We start from the raw sequence: 17,737 nt of genomic DNA, 5'->3' as shown, positions 1-17,737 counted from the left end.
TTCAAACAAATATAATCATCCTTCGTATGACTTCACCCCTTCATTTTCTTGTTGGCAGTTAGGTATATATCCGTTAAAATCTTTCCTATAGAAAAGTAGGAGGATGAAAACCGCTACACTAATACATGCATCAGCAAAATTAAAGATGGCAGAAAAAAACAAAAATTCCTGTCCGCCAACATATGGAATCCAAGTCGGGAACGTGCCGTGAAAAAGAGGAAACGAAAACATATCAACTACCTTTCCATGCAGTATTGAAGCATATCCATTACCCCACTCCACTAAATGTGCAGGAGGGAGATTTAAATAATAAGGATGCGATTCCGTAAATATCTCACCATATATTAATGAGTCAATAATATTTCCGAAGGCACCCGCGTAAATCATACAAAGAACTATGACATAGCCGAGCCTTGCTCCATCTTTTATCTTCTTCCAAATATACCATGTTAATCCACATACGGCAACAATTCTGAACAAACTCAGAAAGAGTTTGCTTCCCAGTTCCATACCGAAAGCCATGCCACTATTTTCTATGAATTCAATGTGGAACCAATCGAATATTTCAATTGATTCCCCAAGATTCATGTTGAGCTTTACAGCGATTTTTATTACTTGATCTATTGCTAACAAAAATAGAATGAGTGAACAAGCAATAATTGTTTTCTTTCCTCTGTTTATCATTTCCTTAAAAGAAACTGTTTTCCATGAGAAGATAAGTTTCCGGATAATTGACAAATTAGTGATCTTTATTTGCCTGTTTAGAAGCTACGCTCAAAGTAGCATGAGGCACCACGCGCAATCTTTCCTTTGGAATCAATTCTCCTGTTATACGGTCAATTCCGTATGTTTTATTGTCAATACGAACAAGGGCAGCCTGCAATCCTTGAATAAATTTCTGTTGTCGTTGTGCCATTTGCACAAGTTCTTCTTTCGTCTGATTGGAGCTACCTTCTTCCAATGCCTTGTAAGTCGGTGACGTATCATCAATGTCATTTGTATTCTTGTTCATGAGTACTTTCATTGTTTCCTCATAATCCGACTTCGCGATTTTCAGTTTTTCATTTACTATGACTCTGAACTCATCAAGTTCCTCATCACTATAGCGTTTCTTTATGTCCATAAGGTTATATGTTTATTGAATTAATAGATTTGTTTGAGAGCTGTAAATATTACGTACGATGAGCATTTTATATCCAATCATTGTTTTTTATACTCCTCACTAAGCCTTGTTTACAGTTATTCTAAGTTTGAATCCATCAAGATCAACTTCTGTTCCGTTATTGTCAGCAATAACAATGTCATTGGCAAGAACCTGATTTTTAATTAAATCGCTGAAGCTGTCCAATGCAGCATTGGTTTTTTCATGAGACTCGATAGTAACAATGATGCGGTCGGTAATCTCAAATCCGGTTTCTTTCCGTAGGTTTTGAATTCTGTTGATAAGCTCACGCGCCATCCCCTCATTACGAAGTTCATCTGTCAGCTCAACTTCCAATGCCACAGTGAGGTTTCCTTCATTGCTGACCAGCCAACCGGGAATATCCTCAGATATAATCTCAACATCGGCTATATCCACAATCACGTGTTCGTCTGATAAGTCAAATTCATAGAATCCAGTCTTTTCAAAAGCAGCGATATCATCTTGAGTAAGGCTATCCATTTGAGAAGCTACTGCTTTCATCCGCTTTCCAAACTTTTTGCCCATTACGCGAAAGTTGCACTTCACTTTTTTAACTAATATTCCTTGACTTTCGATAAAGTTAAGTGCCTTCACGTTCACTTCAGATTTAACTAATTCTGAAACAGCTTGAATATGTCGTTTCTGAGTGTCGTCAATTGCCGGTATCATTATTTGAGCCAATGGCTGACGTACTTTAATATTCACTTTACGCCGTAAAGCCAAAACCATTGAAGTGATACGCTGTGCCATATCCATTTTGGTCTCCAATTCTGCGTCGATGAAAGAAGCGTTCACTTTAGGCCAATCTTCCAAATGTATACTTTCCTTTGTTCCTCCCAAATCGAGATACAGTTTATCTGAATAGAAAGGAGCTAAAGGTGCCATCAACTTGGAAATGGTCATCAAACAGATGTAAAGACAATCATAAGCACTCTTCTTGTCAGCACTCATTTCTTTGCCCCAGAAACGTTTGCGATTTAGACGAACATACCAATTACTCAAATCATCATTAACGAAATTATCAATGAGCCGACCGGCACGTGTTGGATCGAAGCGTTCCAATTCTTCAGTTACATGTAATATCAAGGAGTTCAATTTGGAGATAATCCATCTATCAATCTCCGGCGCATCGCTATTCAGCACGCACTCATTGTCTCCTAAATCGGGAGCTACATATTTATCCACATTCGCATAAAGAGCGAAGAAGCCATAGGAATTGTACAATGTGCCAAAGAATTTTCGGCGGCACTCATCAACCCCTTTTGGGTCAAACTTCAAGTTATCCCATGGAGCACTATTCGTCAGCATATAGAAACGAACAGGGTCGGCACCATATTTCTCTAACATTTCAAAGGGATTGGTTACATTACCCACATGCTTACTCATCTTATTCCCCTTAGCGTCAAGAACCAACCCTGTGGAAATAACATTCTTAAATGCGACGGAATTAAACACCATCGTAGCTATCGCATGTAAGGTAAAGAACCATCCTCGCGTCTGATCAACTCCCTCGTTGATGAAATCGGCAGGATAAAATGCCGGAGGTACCGGTATTCCCTTATATTCGGAATTTATCAATTGGCTACGACATTCTGTTTCAGTTAGTCCGGCTTCCTTCATGGATGTTTCATCCAATTCACCTTCAAACGGATAATGTAACTGTGCATACGGCATGGAGCCACTGTCAAACCACACATCAATTAAATCGTTTTCACGGTACATTGGCTCTCCGTTGTCGTTTACCAAAATAATATTATCTACATATGGACGATGTAAATCTATCTTATCATAATTTTCGCGACTGTAATCACCAATTATGAAACCTTCCTCTTTCAGGGGATTCGACTTCATAATTCCCGCTGCGACTGATTTTTCTATCTCATTGTACAGTTCCTCTATTGAGCCAATACATTTTTCATTACGTTTGTCATCTCGCCAAATCGGAAGCGGAGTTCCCCAAAAACGCGAACGACTTAAATTCCAATCATTCAAATTCTCGAGCCAATTTCCAAACCTTCCCGAACCGGTTGATTCCGGTTGCCAATTGATGGTCTTGTTAAGAGCCACCATTTGGTCTTTTTTTGCCGTATCCTTTATAAACCAACTATCAAGTGGATAATAAAGAATGGGTTTATCCGTGCGCCAACAATGCGGATAATTATGTACGTGCTTCTTAATGGCAAATGCCGTACCCTCTTTTTTCATTTCCAAAGACATAATGATATTTAAGTCTTCAGATTTCTCACTTGCGACTTTATCCCATACACCATTTTGATTGAACTTGGGATCGTAAGCATTCTTCACGTAATCACCCGCATGAGTTCCATAAGCCTGTTCATTTACACAGCATCGGATAAAATTGTGATCTAAGTCAGTTATGGAATAATATTTACCTTGTAAATCCACCATTGGGCGCGTCTCACCCTTTTTGGATATCAGGTATAGAGCCGGGATATTAGCATCCTTACAAACTTTGGCATCATCGGCACCAAATGTAGGGGCGGTGTGCACGATACCCGTACCATCTTCTGTTGTAACGTAGTCGCCAAGAATAATGCGGAAAGCCTCGCTCGACATTTCGACAAAGCTGTCGCGTCCGTCTTCACTATCAAAAACTTTCTCCGGATGGGCTTGGGCGTAGTCATTAACAAATTTTGCAGCAAAGTCTCCAGTTTTCTCTACGGGTTTAATCCATGGCATAAGTTGCTGATACCTAACACCTTCAAGTTCACTTCCTTTAACCTTTGCTATAATGCGATATGGTAAGATTTTGTCACCTGAAGCGTAATCCGGCAACTCTTCACCTTCTTTAATTTCTCCTTCTGGTTTGAAATAAGCAGAAACCCTTGATTCGGCAATGAAAACTGAAACTCTCTCTGCCGTGTATGGGTTATAAGTTTCTAAAATGACATAATCAATTTTTGGACCCACACACAATGCCGTATTAGATGGTAATGTCCAAGGAGTGGTTGTCCATGCCAAGAACGAAGGCTCTCCCCAATTATTCCATTTAATGCCATGTTTCTTAACGAATGCCTCCCAATCGGAAGCAACGATTTTAAATTGCGCGGTAACAGTAGTATCTTTTACATCACGGTAACAACCGGGCTGATTGAGTTCATGGCTCGACAAGCCGGTACCTGCCGCCGGAGAATAGGGCTGAATGGTATAGCCTTTATACAGCAGCCCCTTATTGTACAGCTGCTTAAGCAGCCACCATAGGGTTTCTATATATTTATTGTCATAAGTAATATATGGGTGATCCAAATCGATAAAATATCCCATTTCCTCCGTAAGTTTACGCCATTCTTCCGTAAACTTCATGACGTTTTCCCGGCATTTCTTGTTGTAATCCTCAGTTGAAATATATTTTTCAGAGGATTTGTTGTCGATATCTTTTTTTGTAATACCCAATTCTTTCTCAACTCCCAGCTCAACGGGTAATCCATGTGTGTCCCATCCGGCCTTACGGTGAACTTGGAATCCTCGCATGGTTTTATAGCGGTTAAACGTATCTTTTATGGTACGCGCCAGAACATGATGGATGCCCGGATGACCATTCGCTGATGGAGGTCCTTCAAAAAAAATGAACTTTGGAGCTCCTTCACGTTCATCAATACTCTTATGGAAAATATCGTTTTCTTTCCATTGCTCCAACACATCTTTGTTGGTTTTAACCAAATCCAGGCCATTGTATTCGGCGAATTTTTTAGCCATATTATTATTCTTCTAAATCTATTATTCTACGAGTATGCAAAGATATAAATAATAGTCGAAACAACCAAAAAAATAAAATGTAATAGGTTTAGATAGCGCACTTAATCATTCGATATGGCTGCAATCTGTGTTTTCTGAATATGCCTTTGACACATTTTCAATCGTTTAATGTTTGCCTGAGAACGCTATCTCATTTAAGGGGCAGTCAATGATTTTAATCATGCAATTCAAAATCAGTAAACAAACAGAATTCTCAAACCACCAACGCCCAAGGCATGCTTTATTTATCATGACAAACCGACTTGCGTGGTACACTTAATTATTGTTGTAATAAAGCTTTGATAATAAGCGATTTAGAGTTCCGTTTTAAAAGCTTATCTTTTGCCTCTCAAAAGCTTATCTTTTACCCTCCAAAAGCTAAGCTTTTGAAAAGCAAAAGCTGACCTATTGCTAATTTGATGGCTGACAAAGCATTGAATTTTTCATTTTGCAGGTATGGTGGCACGTATTTGCAATTACGAGTGAAGCTCCAATATAACGATTTGAGTTGGAAACAATGCCCCCATTATCAATCTATTCTCGATTATATTGATGATAAAAAATATCGGAGATGAGATGGTACAATCTGTAGTAAATATGTAATGACCTCTCACATCAACTTTTACTTAAAACTTGCAAACGGTGTCTTCAAAGAGAAGGAGATAAAAAAAAGCATTTCCATGCCTATCATATCGTAACAGGGAAATGCTCTTTATTCGATCGAAACTAAGGCTTAAATTGATTGATAACCTTTGGTGCAATTTTTCTTCACCAAGTCTTTCAGTGTTAGTTCTTTATTGCCATTTGTCTCAAAAGCCTCTTTCATTTCTGCTACACCTTCTGCTTCTTCATCCGAATGTGAGAAGAGGATTATTTTACTCTTAGCTTCAGCAATCGCCCAGCCTATCAAGGCAATTATAAACAAAGCCGCCAATCCTATCAATGCTGTTGTCATAATACTTTAATTATTTGTATGCTTTGCAAAATTACGTTATCTTTGGCAAAACACCAAATTTTCTCCAAGTTTTTACTATCTTTGCACATATTATGTTAGTTATTTCAATTGAAATATTTAAAGTTTGGTAAATCGAACATGACAAGAAAAGAACGATACGATTACATATTGGAGTATTTTCGTAAAAACGTAGGTCCGATTTCGACAGAGCTTATGTTTGGATCCGCGTTTCAACTTCTATGCGCCACGCTGCTATCGGCACAATGTACGGATAAACGCATAAACGAAGTAACTCCCGCACTGTTTGAACGTTATCCCGACGCAACAACAATGTCTCGAGCAGAAGTGGAAGACGTGTTTGAATATGTAAAAAGTGTATCTTATCCCAATTCTAAAGCAAAACATTTGGTGGAAATGTCTCGGAAATTAGTTTCGGATTTTAATGGAGAGGTGCCTTCCAATCCTGATGAGCTGACAACCCTACCGGGCGTTGGTCGGAAGACCGCGAATGTAATTCAAGCTGTATGGTTTGGTAAGCCCACTTTAGCTGTTGATACACATGTATATCGTGTCAGTCACAGAATGGGACTTGTACCTCGCAAAGCTAACAATCCGAGAAAAGTGGAAGATTACCTCATGAAGAATATTCCTTTGAATGAAGTATCTTCGGCGCATCACTGGCTGCTATTACACGGCAGATATATTTGTAAAAGCATGTCTCCACAATGTGCCAAGTGTCAATTTGAATTCCTCTGTCCCAAAATTTTTGAAGGCAGTAAATTATCATAAGCATCTACTCATGAATACAACTCTGATATTAAATTTCTTGAATGACGTTGCAATCAATAATAATCGCGAATGGTTTCAGGAACATAAAAACGATTACGAGCTTGCGAGACAAAGTTTTGAATTAGGTATAGCCGAAGCCATTAGGGCTTTGGCAGGTTTCGATGATGAAGTCTCGCATTTGGATGTTAAAGACTGCACTTATCGTTTTTATCGCGACATAAGATTCTCACCGGATAAAAGTCCGTACAAACGCCATTTTGGTGCCTACATTTGCGCGAAAGGTCGGAAAGCTCTAAGGGGTGGTTATTACATTCATGTCCAACCAAGTAACTGTCTGATAGCCGTTGGCTCTTATTGGCTTCCCACGAATATTCTTACGTCATGTAGAAACGAACTGATGGTAAATATTGAGAATTGGCGTAGTATAGTGGAATCAGAAGAATTTGTAAAGACCTTTGGACTCCCCAACAGTGGTCATTGGGAAAATGACAAGGTTACGGAAAGGGGATTTGGTCTTGCGGCATTGAAGACGATGCCTAAAGGTTTTCCGAGAGACTATGAATTTGCCCAATATTTGAGAATGAAAGATTATTGTTGCTGGAAAAAAGTTTCTGATAACTTTTTTGAAGGAGAAGGATGGATAGAGGAATTTGTTGAAATTTGCAAATTAGGTAAACCCATGATGGACTTCATGAATAGTGTCATTGATGATTACGAATAACAATAGTACTGCTTACCAATATTCGGTATTGCGCTACCTTCCTCCTCCTATTTCATTAATTATTAATGTGTGGCTTTCCACCAACGGGTTTGCAATTTGTTCTTGAAAGTGCTCGGACTTGTTGCCGGGTCGCTGATGGTTATTCCGGAATATGCTCGCACAGTATAAGAACTGCCTCCAAAATACATGGTATAGAGTTTTTCCGTTTTAATTTTGTACGGAACAAGGTTTATCAACGCATCATTATATCTGATGCTATCCTTTCCTTGTGAGAACAACTTCAGGTTGTATTTTCTGAGATAGTCGCCAAGATCATAATAATTATGATTCTCCATTTCGTATGGATCTTGAGGTGCTACTTCTGCGCCAGATGGAGCATCTGTTCCGGAATGATTAAATTGTCGAATGACACGTGCCATATCCTCAACATAATTACAATCAATAACCGAGAGACTCCCATACGGATAAGGATTTGGTGCCGAATAATAACTCAAAAAACCTTTCACGATGGCCTCATAATTAGGTTCGCCGGACGCCATATATCTGTACACGGTCTCGTAAGGAATGCCAGTATCCATAACCTCACTCGTAGATGCTATGATGTATCGCGTTACGTCTTTCAAGTCGTATGCCACTTCCACGTTCGACATATAGCAATCATCGAAGCACAAGAATTGGAGCTTTATCCCATTCATAGCAATGGCATCGGCAATCTCTGATATATCAAACTGCTCGGAAGCTGTAAGTCCACCAATGCTACGTGTTCTTCTTCGTGTTTTGTTCTTGGGTATCCATCCTGACCCATGTGCACCCATAATCATCGAATAAGTGCGTGTGGGTGAAATTTGTTTGATTTTGGAAATCACATTAGACAACCCATCACGATTGGTTTGCAAATTAACATAGTGATGAAGTGTGTCTCTTGTACATTTCCCATTTTGATAAAGTATCTCAAAAAGATAAGCAGAAGAAGGCTTGTCGGATATAAGAACGAGTGTGCGAGTTTTTTGCGTGGAACCTAACGTCTCTATCGCCCTCTCTACACTTTTAATATTCTCGTTAAACAAGTCGTAAAGTCCCATATAAATAGGTTTGCCTTTACTGTTAAGATCGCTTCCTCCCGTCCATGGCAGATACATAAAGATGGTTTTATCCGCCTCTATTTTTAGCGGTTCCGGCTCATCGTTTTGGGTACATGAAAACATTACCAACGAACAAAACAAGAATAAGATTTTTTTTACCATCTCTATACTTTATTTATGTAATTCGCATATTCTCACAATGGAAACAAGCGAACACATAAAGAAAAACCTTATGTATTCGCTACTTGGTATTGCTGGTTTATTTTGCTTTAAGTTCTTCAATATCTGCTTTGATAGCTGCTATCTTCTCTTCTGAATCGCTTTGCTTTTTGCGTTCCTTAGCAATTATAGCCTCCGGCGCATGAGCAACAAAATTAGCGTTGGAAAGTTTGGCGGTAACACCTTTTAAGAAACCTTCTAAGTGTAATAACTCTTTTTCGAGTTTCTTGATTTCTGCATCAACATCAATTAAATCACCAAGAGGCACGGCAAAGCTATCCGTTTCAACCATAAAGGCGGAGGCATCAGAGCTTTTCTCCTTTACGACATTGATTGACTTGAGGTTAGCCATCTTGGTAATTACACTGTTATATTGCTCAAAATTGTTTGTTCCAACGATTTCAAAGTTCAGCTCAACTTTCGGTGCGATGTTCTTCTGATTTCTAATCGTTCGAATACCACTCACGATTTGCTTCATGCTCTCAATCTGCTCAACTAATTTCTGTTCTTTCTCTGAAGGAGATTGAAGCGTGAGCCTTTCCAGCATAATACTTTGACCATCGCCACGTTCGAAGATATGCTGCCATAATTCTTCCGTGATAAAAGGCATGAATGGATGGAGCATCTTTAGCAAAGTCTCAAAGAAACGAAGCGTTGCATCGTATGTCTTCTTATCAATGGGGCATCCATATTGTGGTTTAATCATCTCCAAATACCAACTTGAGAATTCATCCCAGAAAAGTCGGTAAACCGTCATTAAAGCCTCGGAAATACGATAGCCTTTGAATTGCTCTTCCAACTCTATATTGACTGCTTTTAATTTTGCATCGAACCAACTGGTTGCTATCTTATTGGCTTTCGGCTGATCAATATCGGCAACACTCCATCCTTTTACGAGACGAAATGCATTCCATATTTTATTATTAAAGTTTCTACCTTGTTCACAGAGACTCTCATCAAACAAAATGTCGTTTCCGGCAGGTGCGCAGAGCATCATACCCATACGAACGCCATCCGCACCATATTTGTTGATAAGTTCCAAGGGGTCGGGTGAATTCCCTAAGCTCTTGCTCATCTTGCGCCCAAGGTTGTCGCGTACTATTCCTGTAAAATAAACATGTTTGAATGGGAAATTCTTTCGATATTCGTAACCTGCCATTATCATTCTTGCTACCCAAAAGAAAATAATGTCAGGACCTGTTACTAAATCACTTGTCGGATAATAGTATTTTATTTCTTCATTATCAGGTTCATTAATACCATTAAAGACAGAGATTGGCCATAGCCAGCTCGAAAACCATGTATCCAAACAATCGCTTTCCTGCTGAAGATCGGCAAGAGTTACATTTGGGTTGATGGCTGTAGCCAATGCCAATGCCTTTTCTTTATTCTCGGCAACCACGATAGCATTTTTGCCTTGAATATCTTTGAAATAATAAGCAGGAATACGGTGTCCCCACCATAACTGACGACTAATGCACCAATCTTTTATGTTCTCCAACCAATGGCGATAGGTATTTTTATATTTCTTGGGATAGAATTCTATGTCATCTTTCATGACTGGTTCGAGAGCAATATCAGCGAAGTGTTGCATTTTAAGGAACCATTGGGTAGAAAGCTTTGGCTCTATGGGAACATTAGTGCGCTCTGAATAGCCAACTTTGTTGTTGTAGTCTTCAATTGACTCCATGAGCCCGGCTTTTTCTAAATCAATAGAGATCTGTTTGCGAACATCCATGCGATCTTGACCTACATAAAGACCTGCCGCATTGGACATGGTGCCATCATCATTGAATATATCGATAGTTTCCAAATTATGCTTTAACCCAAGCGCATGATCGTTTATGTCATGAGCCGGGGTTACTTTCAAACAGCCGGTACCAAAATTGATATCCACGTATGAATCATTAATGACCGGAATGCAGCGATTTACCAAAGGAACTATCACATGTAGATTTTTCAGCCAAGTAGTTTTCTCATCTTCCGGATTAACACACATTGCTGAATCGCCCATAATGGTTTCCGGACGAGTTGTTGCCACCACTGCGTAGTATCCTTTATTATCTTTATGCATTACATTTTCGTCCGATTTACGTTGAACCTTATTTTGATCTTCCGGCGCAATGTAATATTTTAGATAATAAAGTTTTGAATGTTCGTCTTTGTAGATGACCTCTTCATCAGAAAGGGCTGTTTGCGCACTCGGATCCCAATTCACCATCCTGACACCACGATAAATCAACCCTTTATCATAAAGGTCGCAGAACACTTTTATCACACTTTCACTGCGTTCCTTATCCATGGTGAAAGCCGTTCGCTTCCAATCGCACGAACATCCCAACTTGCGTAATTGCTTTAATATTATTCCACCATGTTCATCTGTCCACGCCCAAGCATGTTTCAAAAAGTCTTCACGAGAAAGATCTGATTTGTTGATGCCATCTTTGGCGAGTTTATTTACCACTTTGGCTTCAGTTGCAATGCTGGCATGGTCAGTTCCAGGCACCCAGCAAGCATTTTTACCTTCCATTCTTGCATGGCGAACGAGTATGTCTTGGATGGTATTATTAAGCATGTGTCCCATGTGTAATACACCTGTAACGTTTGGAGGAGGAATTACTACTGTATAAGGTTGACGTCCATCAGGCTTAGAACTGAAAAGATCGTTTTTAAGCCAATAATCATACCATTTAGATTCCACGTTCAGCGGATCGTACTTGCTTGCTAATTCCATTATACTTGTATTATAATTTCTTTATTAAAATTAAAATCGATGCAAAATTACGAAAAAATCGGATGAAACTTGTATCTTTGCATAACAAATACAAATAAATAGTATTACTTTTAACTTTAGATTTCCAAAAATTGCATACAAAAGAAGAAAAAATAAAGGCTTTCGAACGATTGCTCGACATACAGGAGCGATTGAGAAAAGAGTGCCCCTGGGACAGAAAACAAACTTTTGAAAGCCTGCGTCCCAACACGATTGAAGAAACTTTCGAGTTGGCGGAAGCATTAATAAACCAAGACTATAAAAACATCTGCAAAGAACTTGGAGACTTAATGGAGCATATCATATTCTATTCGTTGCTTGGTAGCGAAATAGAAAAGTTTGATGTAGCGGATGTCTGCAATGCCCAATCCGACAAATTGATGTTCAGACATGACTTTATAGATTGGAGAGGTTGGTATCTGACAGATAAAGATATGACTATCAACACTGAAGGACGTGTTGTTTATAAAGATGAATTAATACAAAAGCACAATGGATCTATTCCGAATAAAGCACCAACTACTGCCAACCAGGTAGAATCAACTTGGGAGCAACGGAAGCAAATGGAACGCAATGGAAATAAAACAGTTTTGTCAGGTGTTCCTGATGCACTACCATCCATCATAAAGGCATATCGCATCCAAGACAAAGCTCGGAATGTAGGCTTTGATTGGAAACAAAAGGAAGATGTATGGGAAAAAGTAGAAGAAGAATTGCAAGAGTTAAAGCAGGAACTATCAAAAGATGACAAGAAAAACTCAACAAAAGAATTGGGAGATTTCCTTTTTTCGGTTATCAATGCCGCGAGACTTTATAAACTTAACCCTGACAATGCGCTTGAACAGACTTGTCAAAAATTCATTTCACGCTTTTCCTATGTGGAAAAACAATCAAAGAAAATGGGCAAATATCTGAAAGATATGACGTTATTTGAAATGGATAAATTATGGAATGAAGCAAAATCACTTGAGAGACATGAATTATAAAACAACAAATATTATGAGAAAACTACCTTTCTTATTTGTAATCGCTATTTTAGCAATAACCGTTATTGGTTGCAAAAACAATAAATCCAAACAAGTTTTGGTGCAAAACACTTCAAACTCCGACTCACTTAATGCAGGAGACAGTACAATTTATGGTGTTATGCTGGACGGTGGAATGAACTCAATACTGTTGCTTACAGACGCAGGTGATACTATTGAATTTCTTGAAAACCCGGACGATACATTGGAAGTGGTAAAAGGCGGAAAACTCGTTGGGGACAGATTTGCAGTCATCGGATATAAACAATATGGTGATTTGATATTGCGCAGTGCTGTCAATTTAACCTCTTTGCTTGGAAGTTGGAATAGTTTGGATAAAGATTTTGAATTGAAAGAAGGTGGAGCCATTGTTTCAAAAATAGAGTCTGAACGAAACCCTTGGAGTTCATGGAAGATGTATAATGGTCAGCTTGTTCTGTCAAAAGACACATTCGACATTCTTCAATTGGGTGCCGATACCCTATCGTTGGAAAATAAAGATGGCATTTTCATATTCACTCGTAAGAAGTAATCATTGGAACCGTTCAGAATACACATTTTAGGGTGTGGGAGTGCTTTACCCACATTACGACATAACGCTTCGTGTCAAATAGTGGAGATACGAGGCAAGATGTTCATGATAGATTGTGGAGAAGGAACGCAAATACAAGTAAGGCGTTCTAAAGTACACTTTTCTAAGATACAAGGGGTCTTCATCTCACATTTACATGGCGACCATTGTTTTGGATTGCTTGGAATGATATCTACGTTTGGCATGACAGGACGGACAGCTCCTCTTCATGTTTATGCTCCTTCGGCTTTCAAAGAGTATTTTCTTCAATCCCTAAAACTTTTCTGCGACAGTTTAGAATATGACGTGGCTTTTCATTCCATAGATGCTGATAGAAGCGAGATTATCTATGAAGATAGAAGCCTCACTGTTGAGACAATCCCTCTCGAACATAGAATACCTTGTTGTGGGTTTCTTTTCAGAGAGAAGCAATATATGCCACATATCCGACGGGAAATGATAGATTTTTACAATATACCCGTTAGTCAAATTAACAATATCAAGATGGGCGCGTCATGGGTAACTGAAGATGGAAAAAAAATATCCAACGATAAATTAACATTCCCAGCAGAACCGCCAAGGAGTTATGCTTACTGCTCGGATACACGCTTTATTGACACTTTGTACAAAAAAGTGGAAAGAGTTACTGTCCTTTACCATGAAAGTACTTATGCCGATGACTTCCAAGAACGTGCAAAGCTTTATTTCCACAGTACTGCAAGAGAAGCCGCAATGGTCGCAAAAAAAGCCAAAGCCGGAAAATTGCTTTTAGGTCATTATTCCGCAAGATATACTAATGAAGAAATATTATTAAGTCAGGCACAAAGTATTTTTCCAAACAGCTCACTTACCAACGAGGGGATGGTGATAGATATATAAGACACTGCCGGATAGAGGCATTGATAGTTTTGTTCTCTTAATTTATATTAAATTTACAAGTAATAGCTATGTAAAATATAAGGTTGCGAAATAAAATTCCTATCTTTGCATAAATAAGTTGTTATAGTGTATGGCAAAAAAAATACTTTATTTAATTCTCGCTTTTATATCACTGAATTTCGTTTTTCCAAATACTGTGAAAGCGGAAAATGCTCTTGAGATCATTAGTCAAGATTTTAGAAATATTACTATTTCAATATCAGGCTCTGTGCTTCGAGTAGAGGGAGCAAACGACGAGATGCTCTATATCTATAATGTTACAGGTGTTCGGGTAATGAGCGTTAAGGTAGATGGGCAAGACAAACGATACAATCTCAATTTGCCCAAAGGATGTTATATAGTAAAGGTTGGCAACGTAACTCGCAAAATCATTATCAGATAAAGCGATATTTAATAAGACATAATCTTACGTTGTGCCTCATATCGAAGATACCGAACTCCTTAAGCTAATCGCTGCTCCTCAAACACGAGAAAAAGCTTTTTCTTTATTGGTAGAACAATATAGTAATCCATTATATTGGAAAATTCGTAGCTTTGTATTATCTCATGAAGATGCCGATGATATTCTTCAGAACACCTTTTTAAAAGCTTGGAAAAGTATTGGGGATTTTAAGAACAAATCAAAGTTATCTACCTGGCTTTACCGGATTGCCATTAATGAATCCTTAGATTTTCTAAGGCATAAAAAACATACTGCTTCGGTTGGAAAAGACGATATGGGCAATATAATGAACAAACTGGTGGCGGACAACTATTTTGATGGTGATAAGAGTCAAGCATTGCTTCAAGAGGCTATCTCCACACTTCCGGAAGTCCAAAAAACTGTCTTTTTACTACGTTACTATGATGAACTGAAATACTCGGAAATCCATGAGCTATTAGGCACAAGTGAGGGTGCGCTTAAAGCTTCTTATCACATCGCCGTACAAAAGATTACAGATTATATAAAAAAGTGCCAATAAATAAAGTTTTCCTTTTTAAACTTTCAGAATGATATATAGTCCCATTAAAAAGGAATATACTTGAAAACAATATGTGATGGACTTAGAAAAACAATTACTATCCAAATATGGGAATAACAGACCATTCAAAGCTCCTGCAAGATATTTTGATACTCTGTCAGGCAGAATAATGGAACAGCTTAAAAATGATGTGGGTTCAATTGGATGTGAACGTCCCAAACATTCTGACTTTTTAATCAGGCTCAAACCGTTCTTTATTGCAGCTACGGTCATTTGCTTTGTATTCATTATCTTTCTTTCATTTAGAGCATTCTTAACCGGTAACGAAACACACCACGAGGAAATTACCTCCACACAGGATAGAATGATAATATCTAAGCCCTCGTCAGATGATTTGGATGAAGCTGTCGATTATATGATGATGGATGAAACAGATATGTACGCAAGTTTGATTGATAATTAATATTCTCGCAAAACCAAGAATTAAAGAAATGAAAAAGATATTGTCCGCATTAATTATTTTTTTCTTGTGCACGCTGAACATCAGTGCGCATTGCAAGTTTGACCCGGAAAAGTTTAGGGCAGAAATACATCAGTTCATCATATCGTCTGCCAATCTTACCGGAAAAGAAGCTGATAACTTTTTCCCTTTATATGATGAGATGAAAGCTAAACAGCAAAAATTACATAAACAGCTGCGCAATTATCAAAGAAGCACTCCAACGAGCAATGCTGCGGCAAGAAATGTTATTCTAAAAATTGATGATTTGAATTTTAGAATTAAACGTATTGAAAAAGAATACCATGACCGAATGCTAAAAAAACTACCAGCCATGAAGCTAAACACAGCTTTAAAGGCTGAGCGAAAGTTCTATAGACAATATTTTCGCAAAGTTGCCAAATAAGAAATAAACTCTATAAATCAGAAAAACGAGACAATGAGAAAAATTCATTTACTCAGAGTTGCAATGCTTGCCATAACCGTCATGTTGTGTGCAAGCACTTTTGCTTTTCAGACTTCACATCCCAAACGACAATTTAGAGGAGCGTGGATTCAATGCGTGAACGGACAATTTGAGGGGATAGGTACGGCAAAAATGCAAGCTACTCTTATTTCACAATTAGATGAACTTCAAAAAATAGGTGTCAATGCCATTATTTTTCAAGTCCGTGCCGAATGTGATGCACTTTATCCAAGCAAATACGAGCCTTGGAGCAAATTTCTCACCGGCAAACAAGGTAAGGCACCATTTCCTTATTGGGACCCCTTGCAATGGATGATAGAAGAATGCCACAAACGAGGCATGGAGCTACACGCTTGGATTAATCCCTATCGGGCGAAAACAAAATCAACGATGGAGTTAGCTGCCAATCACATTGTTCTGCAACATCCAGAACGCATTTTCTCATATGACGGGCTATCCATCCTTAATCCGGGAATACCTGAAAATAGAAATTACATCTGTAAAATCGTAGAAGATATTTTGCAGAGATATGACATTGATGGATTGCACATCGATGATTATTTTTATCCCTATCCGGTTTCTGGATTAAGTATTCCTGACATAAGAGAATTTAGTATTTATGGTGGCGGATTTGGAAATATTAAAGACTGGCGACGAGATAATGTTGATAGATTTATCAAGGATTTGTCCGAGACGATACATAAAATTAAGCCTTGGGTAAAGTTTGGTGTATCCCCTTTTGGGATTTACAGAAATATTAAGAATGCCCCCAATATCGGAAGCAAAACAAATGGACTACAAAATTATGACGAACTGTATGCCGATGTATTAAAATGGATAAATAATGGTTGGGTAGATTATTGTGTCCCACAACTTTATTGGGAAATCGGACATAAGGCAGCCGACTACAAAGAATTAATCCAATGGTGGAATCGGTATGCAGGAAATCGTCCATTGTATATAGGTGAAGATGTGCTTAGAACAGTTAGGCATGCAGATCCTCAAAACCCAAGATTGCACCAATTACCCGCGAAACATCGCTTGCATCAACAGTCGGAAAACGTGCAAGGTACTGTTTTATGGTATTCCACATCAGTTGTTAAAAATCCCGGAAACTATGCAACTTTATTACGCACCAACTATTGGAAATATCCTGCTTTACAACCACTCATGCCGTTCATCGATGATAAGGCACCTAAAAAACCACGGTCGGTGAAAACAAAATGGTCAAAAGATGGGTATTACCTGACATGGAAAGCACCAAAGGCAAAACAATGGAATGATGAAGCTTACAAATACGTTATATACAGGTTTGCCCCAGATGAAACCATAGACACGGAGGATGCTTCGCATATTTTAGCAATAACTTGTGATAATCGAATCAAACTCGATTATGAGAAAGGTAGCACAAAATATACTTATGTTATTACTGCTCTTGACAGAATGAGCAATGAAAGTGCAGGGAAAAAGAAAAAAGTAAAATTATAGTTTGACTTTATACTTCCAACTATTTGCAGTCAGATTTCAAATTATAAACGAATACTGACAAGTGTATCTATATGCCAAGTCCTTTTACCAACTATTGGTAATCCCTTTACCAACCATTGGTAATCCCTTTACCAACCATTGGTAATCCTTTTTATTACTGTCCGCTAAACATAGAAATCCTCATTCCAACTCATTGAGACACAATAGTTCGGATGACAGCATGTTAGTGACAAGCCCCCTTATTCATTTTCTGTTACCTCGGGTGGCGATTCAGCCGCTGCTTCAAGCATGAGTTTCATGTCGGCATCC

16 protein-coding genes are annotated in these 17,737 nt (G+C 38.5%); 10 read left to right on the top strand and 6 right to left on the bottom strand.

From position 1 onward, the window contains the following. Positions 1 to 15: 15 nt before the first annotated feature. From ETF27_RS05135 to ETF27_RS05120, 4 genes are all read right to left on the bottom strand, one after another. A complete protein-coding gene (locus tag ETF27_RS05135) occupies positions 16 to 684 on the bottom strand; it encodes a lipoprotein signal peptidase (RefSeq protein ID WP_130828770.1) in 669 nt (222 codons plus the stop codon). Between the two features lie 55 nt (positions 685 to 739). Continuing rightward, a complete protein-coding gene (locus ETF27_RS05130) occupies positions 740 to 1,123 on the bottom strand; it encodes a TraR/DksA family transcriptional regulator (protein WP_130828769.1) in 384 nt (127 codons plus the stop codon). A 99-nt stretch (positions 1,124 to 1,222) separates the two neighbouring features. Further along, entirely contained in the window at positions 1,223 to 4,900 is a 3,678-nt protein-coding gene (gene ileS, locus ETF27_RS05125) for an isoleucine--tRNA ligase (protein ID WP_130828768.1), read from the bottom strand. A gap of 772 nt (positions 4,901 to 5,672) precedes the next feature. Then, a complete protein-coding gene (locus ETF27_RS05120) occupies positions 5,673 to 5,894 on the bottom strand; it encodes a hypothetical protein (RefSeq protein ID WP_130828767.1) in 222 nt (73 codons plus the stop codon). 138 nt (positions 5,895 to 6,032) lie between these two features. On the opposite strand from ETF27_RS05120, the gene nth reads away from it, so the two are divergent. Together nth and ETF27_RS05110 are read left to right on the top strand one after the other, a co-directional pair. Continuing rightward, positions 6,033 to 6,683 (top strand): endonuclease III, encoded by a 651-nt coding sequence (gene nth, locus ETF27_RS05115; RefSeq protein ID WP_130828766.1) that lies wholly within the window; start codon positions 6,033 to 6,035, stop codon positions 6,681 to 6,683. Between the two features lie 10 nt (positions 6,684 to 6,693). After that, positions 6,694 to 7,404 (top strand): DUF2461 domain-containing protein, encoded by a 711-nt coding sequence (locus ETF27_RS05110; RefSeq protein WP_130828765.1) that lies wholly within the window; start codon positions 6,694 to 6,696, stop codon positions 7,402 to 7,404. Positions 7,405 to 7,466: 62 nt separating this feature from the next. On the opposite strand, the gene ETF27_RS05105 is transcribed toward ETF27_RS05110, so the two are convergent. Together ETF27_RS05105 and ETF27_RS05100 are read right to left on the bottom strand one after the other, a co-directional pair. Next, entirely contained in the window at positions 7,467 to 8,648 is a 1,182-nt protein-coding gene (locus ETF27_RS05105; RefSeq protein WP_130828764.1) for a clostripain-related cysteine peptidase, read from the bottom strand. Between the two features lie 97 nt (positions 8,649 to 8,745). Continuing rightward, complete coding sequence (locus ETF27_RS05100) at positions 8,746 to 11,439, bottom strand: valine--tRNA ligase (protein WP_130828763.1); 2,694 nt, start codon at positions 11,437 to 11,439, stop codon at positions 8,746 to 8,748. A 131-nt stretch (positions 11,440 to 11,570) separates the two neighbouring features. Here ETF27_RS05100 and mazG point away from each other — a divergent pair, with 131 nt between their 5' ends. The 8 genes from mazG (at position 11,571) to ETF27_RS05060 (ending at position 17,428) form a co-directional block, all read left to right on the top strand. Further along, positions 11,571 to 12,464 (top strand): nucleoside triphosphate pyrophosphohydrolase, encoded by an 894-nt coding sequence (gene mazG / locus ETF27_RS05095; RefSeq protein ID WP_130828762.1) that lies wholly within the window; start codon positions 11,571 to 11,573, stop codon positions 12,462 to 12,464. A gap of 13 nt (positions 12,465 to 12,477) precedes the next feature. Continuing rightward, positions 12,478 to 13,035 (top strand): lipocalin-like domain-containing protein, encoded by a 558-nt coding sequence (locus tag ETF27_RS05090; protein WP_130829727.1) that lies wholly within the window; start codon positions 12,478 to 12,480, stop codon positions 13,033 to 13,035. Positions 13,036 to 13,038: 3 nt separating this feature from the next. Further along, a complete protein-coding gene (locus tag ETF27_RS05085; protein ID WP_130828761.1) occupies positions 13,039 to 13,953 on the top strand; it encodes a ribonuclease Z in 915 nt (304 codons plus the stop codon). A 130-nt stretch (positions 13,954 to 14,083) separates the two neighbouring features. Next, entirely contained in the window at positions 14,084 to 14,395 is a 312-nt protein-coding gene (locus ETF27_RS05080) for a T9SS type A sorting domain-containing protein (protein ID WP_130828760.1), read from the top strand. A 31-nt stretch (positions 14,396 to 14,426) separates the two neighbouring features. Then, positions 14,427 to 14,975 (top strand): RNA polymerase sigma factor, encoded by a 549-nt coding sequence (locus ETF27_RS05075; RefSeq protein ID WP_130828759.1) that lies wholly within the window; start codon positions 14,427 to 14,429, stop codon positions 14,973 to 14,975. A 76-nt stretch (positions 14,976 to 15,051) separates the two neighbouring features. Further along, on the top strand, positions 15,052 to 15,438 hold the full coding sequence (locus ETF27_RS05070) for a hypothetical protein (RefSeq protein ID WP_205012816.1): 387 nt from the start codon (positions 15,052 to 15,054) through the stop codon (positions 15,436 to 15,438). A 28-nt stretch (positions 15,439 to 15,466) separates the two neighbouring features. Next, positions 15,467 to 15,880 (top strand): hypothetical protein, encoded by a 414-nt coding sequence (locus ETF27_RS05065; RefSeq protein WP_130828757.1) that lies wholly within the window; start codon positions 15,467 to 15,469, stop codon positions 15,878 to 15,880. Between the two features lie 33 nt (positions 15,881 to 15,913). Further along, positions 15,914 to 17,428 (top strand): glycoside hydrolase family 10 protein, encoded by a 1,515-nt coding sequence (locus ETF27_RS05060; protein WP_130828756.1) that lies wholly within the window; start codon positions 15,914 to 15,916, stop codon positions 17,426 to 17,428. Positions 17,429 to 17,737 lie beyond the last annotated feature (309 nt).

The sequence above is a fragment of the Prevotella brunnea genome, assembly GCF_008016795.1.
Lineage (GTDB): Bacteria > Bacteroidota > Bacteroidia > Bacteroidales > Bacteroidaceae > Prevotella > Prevotella brunnea.
Note: the sequence above shows the minus strand (reverse complement) of the source record. Positions and strands in the feature narration are given on the sequence as shown.

Coding starts and splice junctions, on each gene's coding strand:
- ETF27_RS05135 (WP_130828770.1), bottom strand. CDS start 684: ATGATAAACAGAGGAAAGAAAACAATTATTGCTTGTTCACTCATTCTA.
- ETF27_RS05130 (WP_130828769.1), bottom strand. CDS start 1,123: ATGGACATAAAGAAACGCTATAGTGATGAGGAACTTGATGAGTTCAGA.
- ileS (WP_130828768.1), bottom strand. CDS start 4,900: ATGGCTAAAAAATTCGCCGAATACAATGGCCTGGATTTGGTTAAAACC.
- ETF27_RS05120 (WP_130828767.1), bottom strand. CDS start 5,894: ATGACAACAGCATTGATAGGATTGGCGGCTTTGTTTATAATTGCCTTG.
- nth (WP_130828766.1), top strand. CDS start 6,033: ATGACAAGAAAAGAACGATACGATTACATATTGGAGTATTTTCGTAAA.
- ETF27_RS05110 (WP_130828765.1), top strand. CDS start 6,694: ATGAATACAACTCTGATATTAAATTTCTTGAATGACGTTGCAATCAAT.
- ETF27_RS05105 (WP_130828764.1), bottom strand. CDS start 8,648: ATGGTAAAAAAAATCTTATTCTTGTTTTGTTCGTTGGTAATGTTTTCA.
- ETF27_RS05100 (WP_130828763.1), bottom strand. CDS start 11,439: ATGGAATTAGCAAGCAAGTACGATCCGCTGAACGTGGAATCTAAATGG.
- ETF27_RS05090 (WP_130829727.1), top strand. CDS start 12,478: ATGAGAAAACTACCTTTCTTATTTGTAATCGCTATTTTAGCAATAACC.
- ETF27_RS05080 (WP_130828760.1), top strand. CDS start 14,084: ATGGCAAAAAAAATACTTTATTTAATTCTCGCTTTTATATCACTGAAT.
- ETF27_RS05070 (WP_205012816.1), top strand. CDS start 15,052: ATGGACTTAGAAAAACAATTACTATCCAAATATGGGAATAACAGACCA.
- ETF27_RS05065 (WP_130828757.1), top strand. CDS start 15,467: ATGAAAAAGATATTGTCCGCATTAATTATTTTTTTCTTGTGCACGCTG.
- ETF27_RS05060 (WP_130828756.1), top strand. CDS start 15,914: ATGAGAAAAATTCATTTACTCAGAGTTGCAATGCTTGCCATAACCGTC.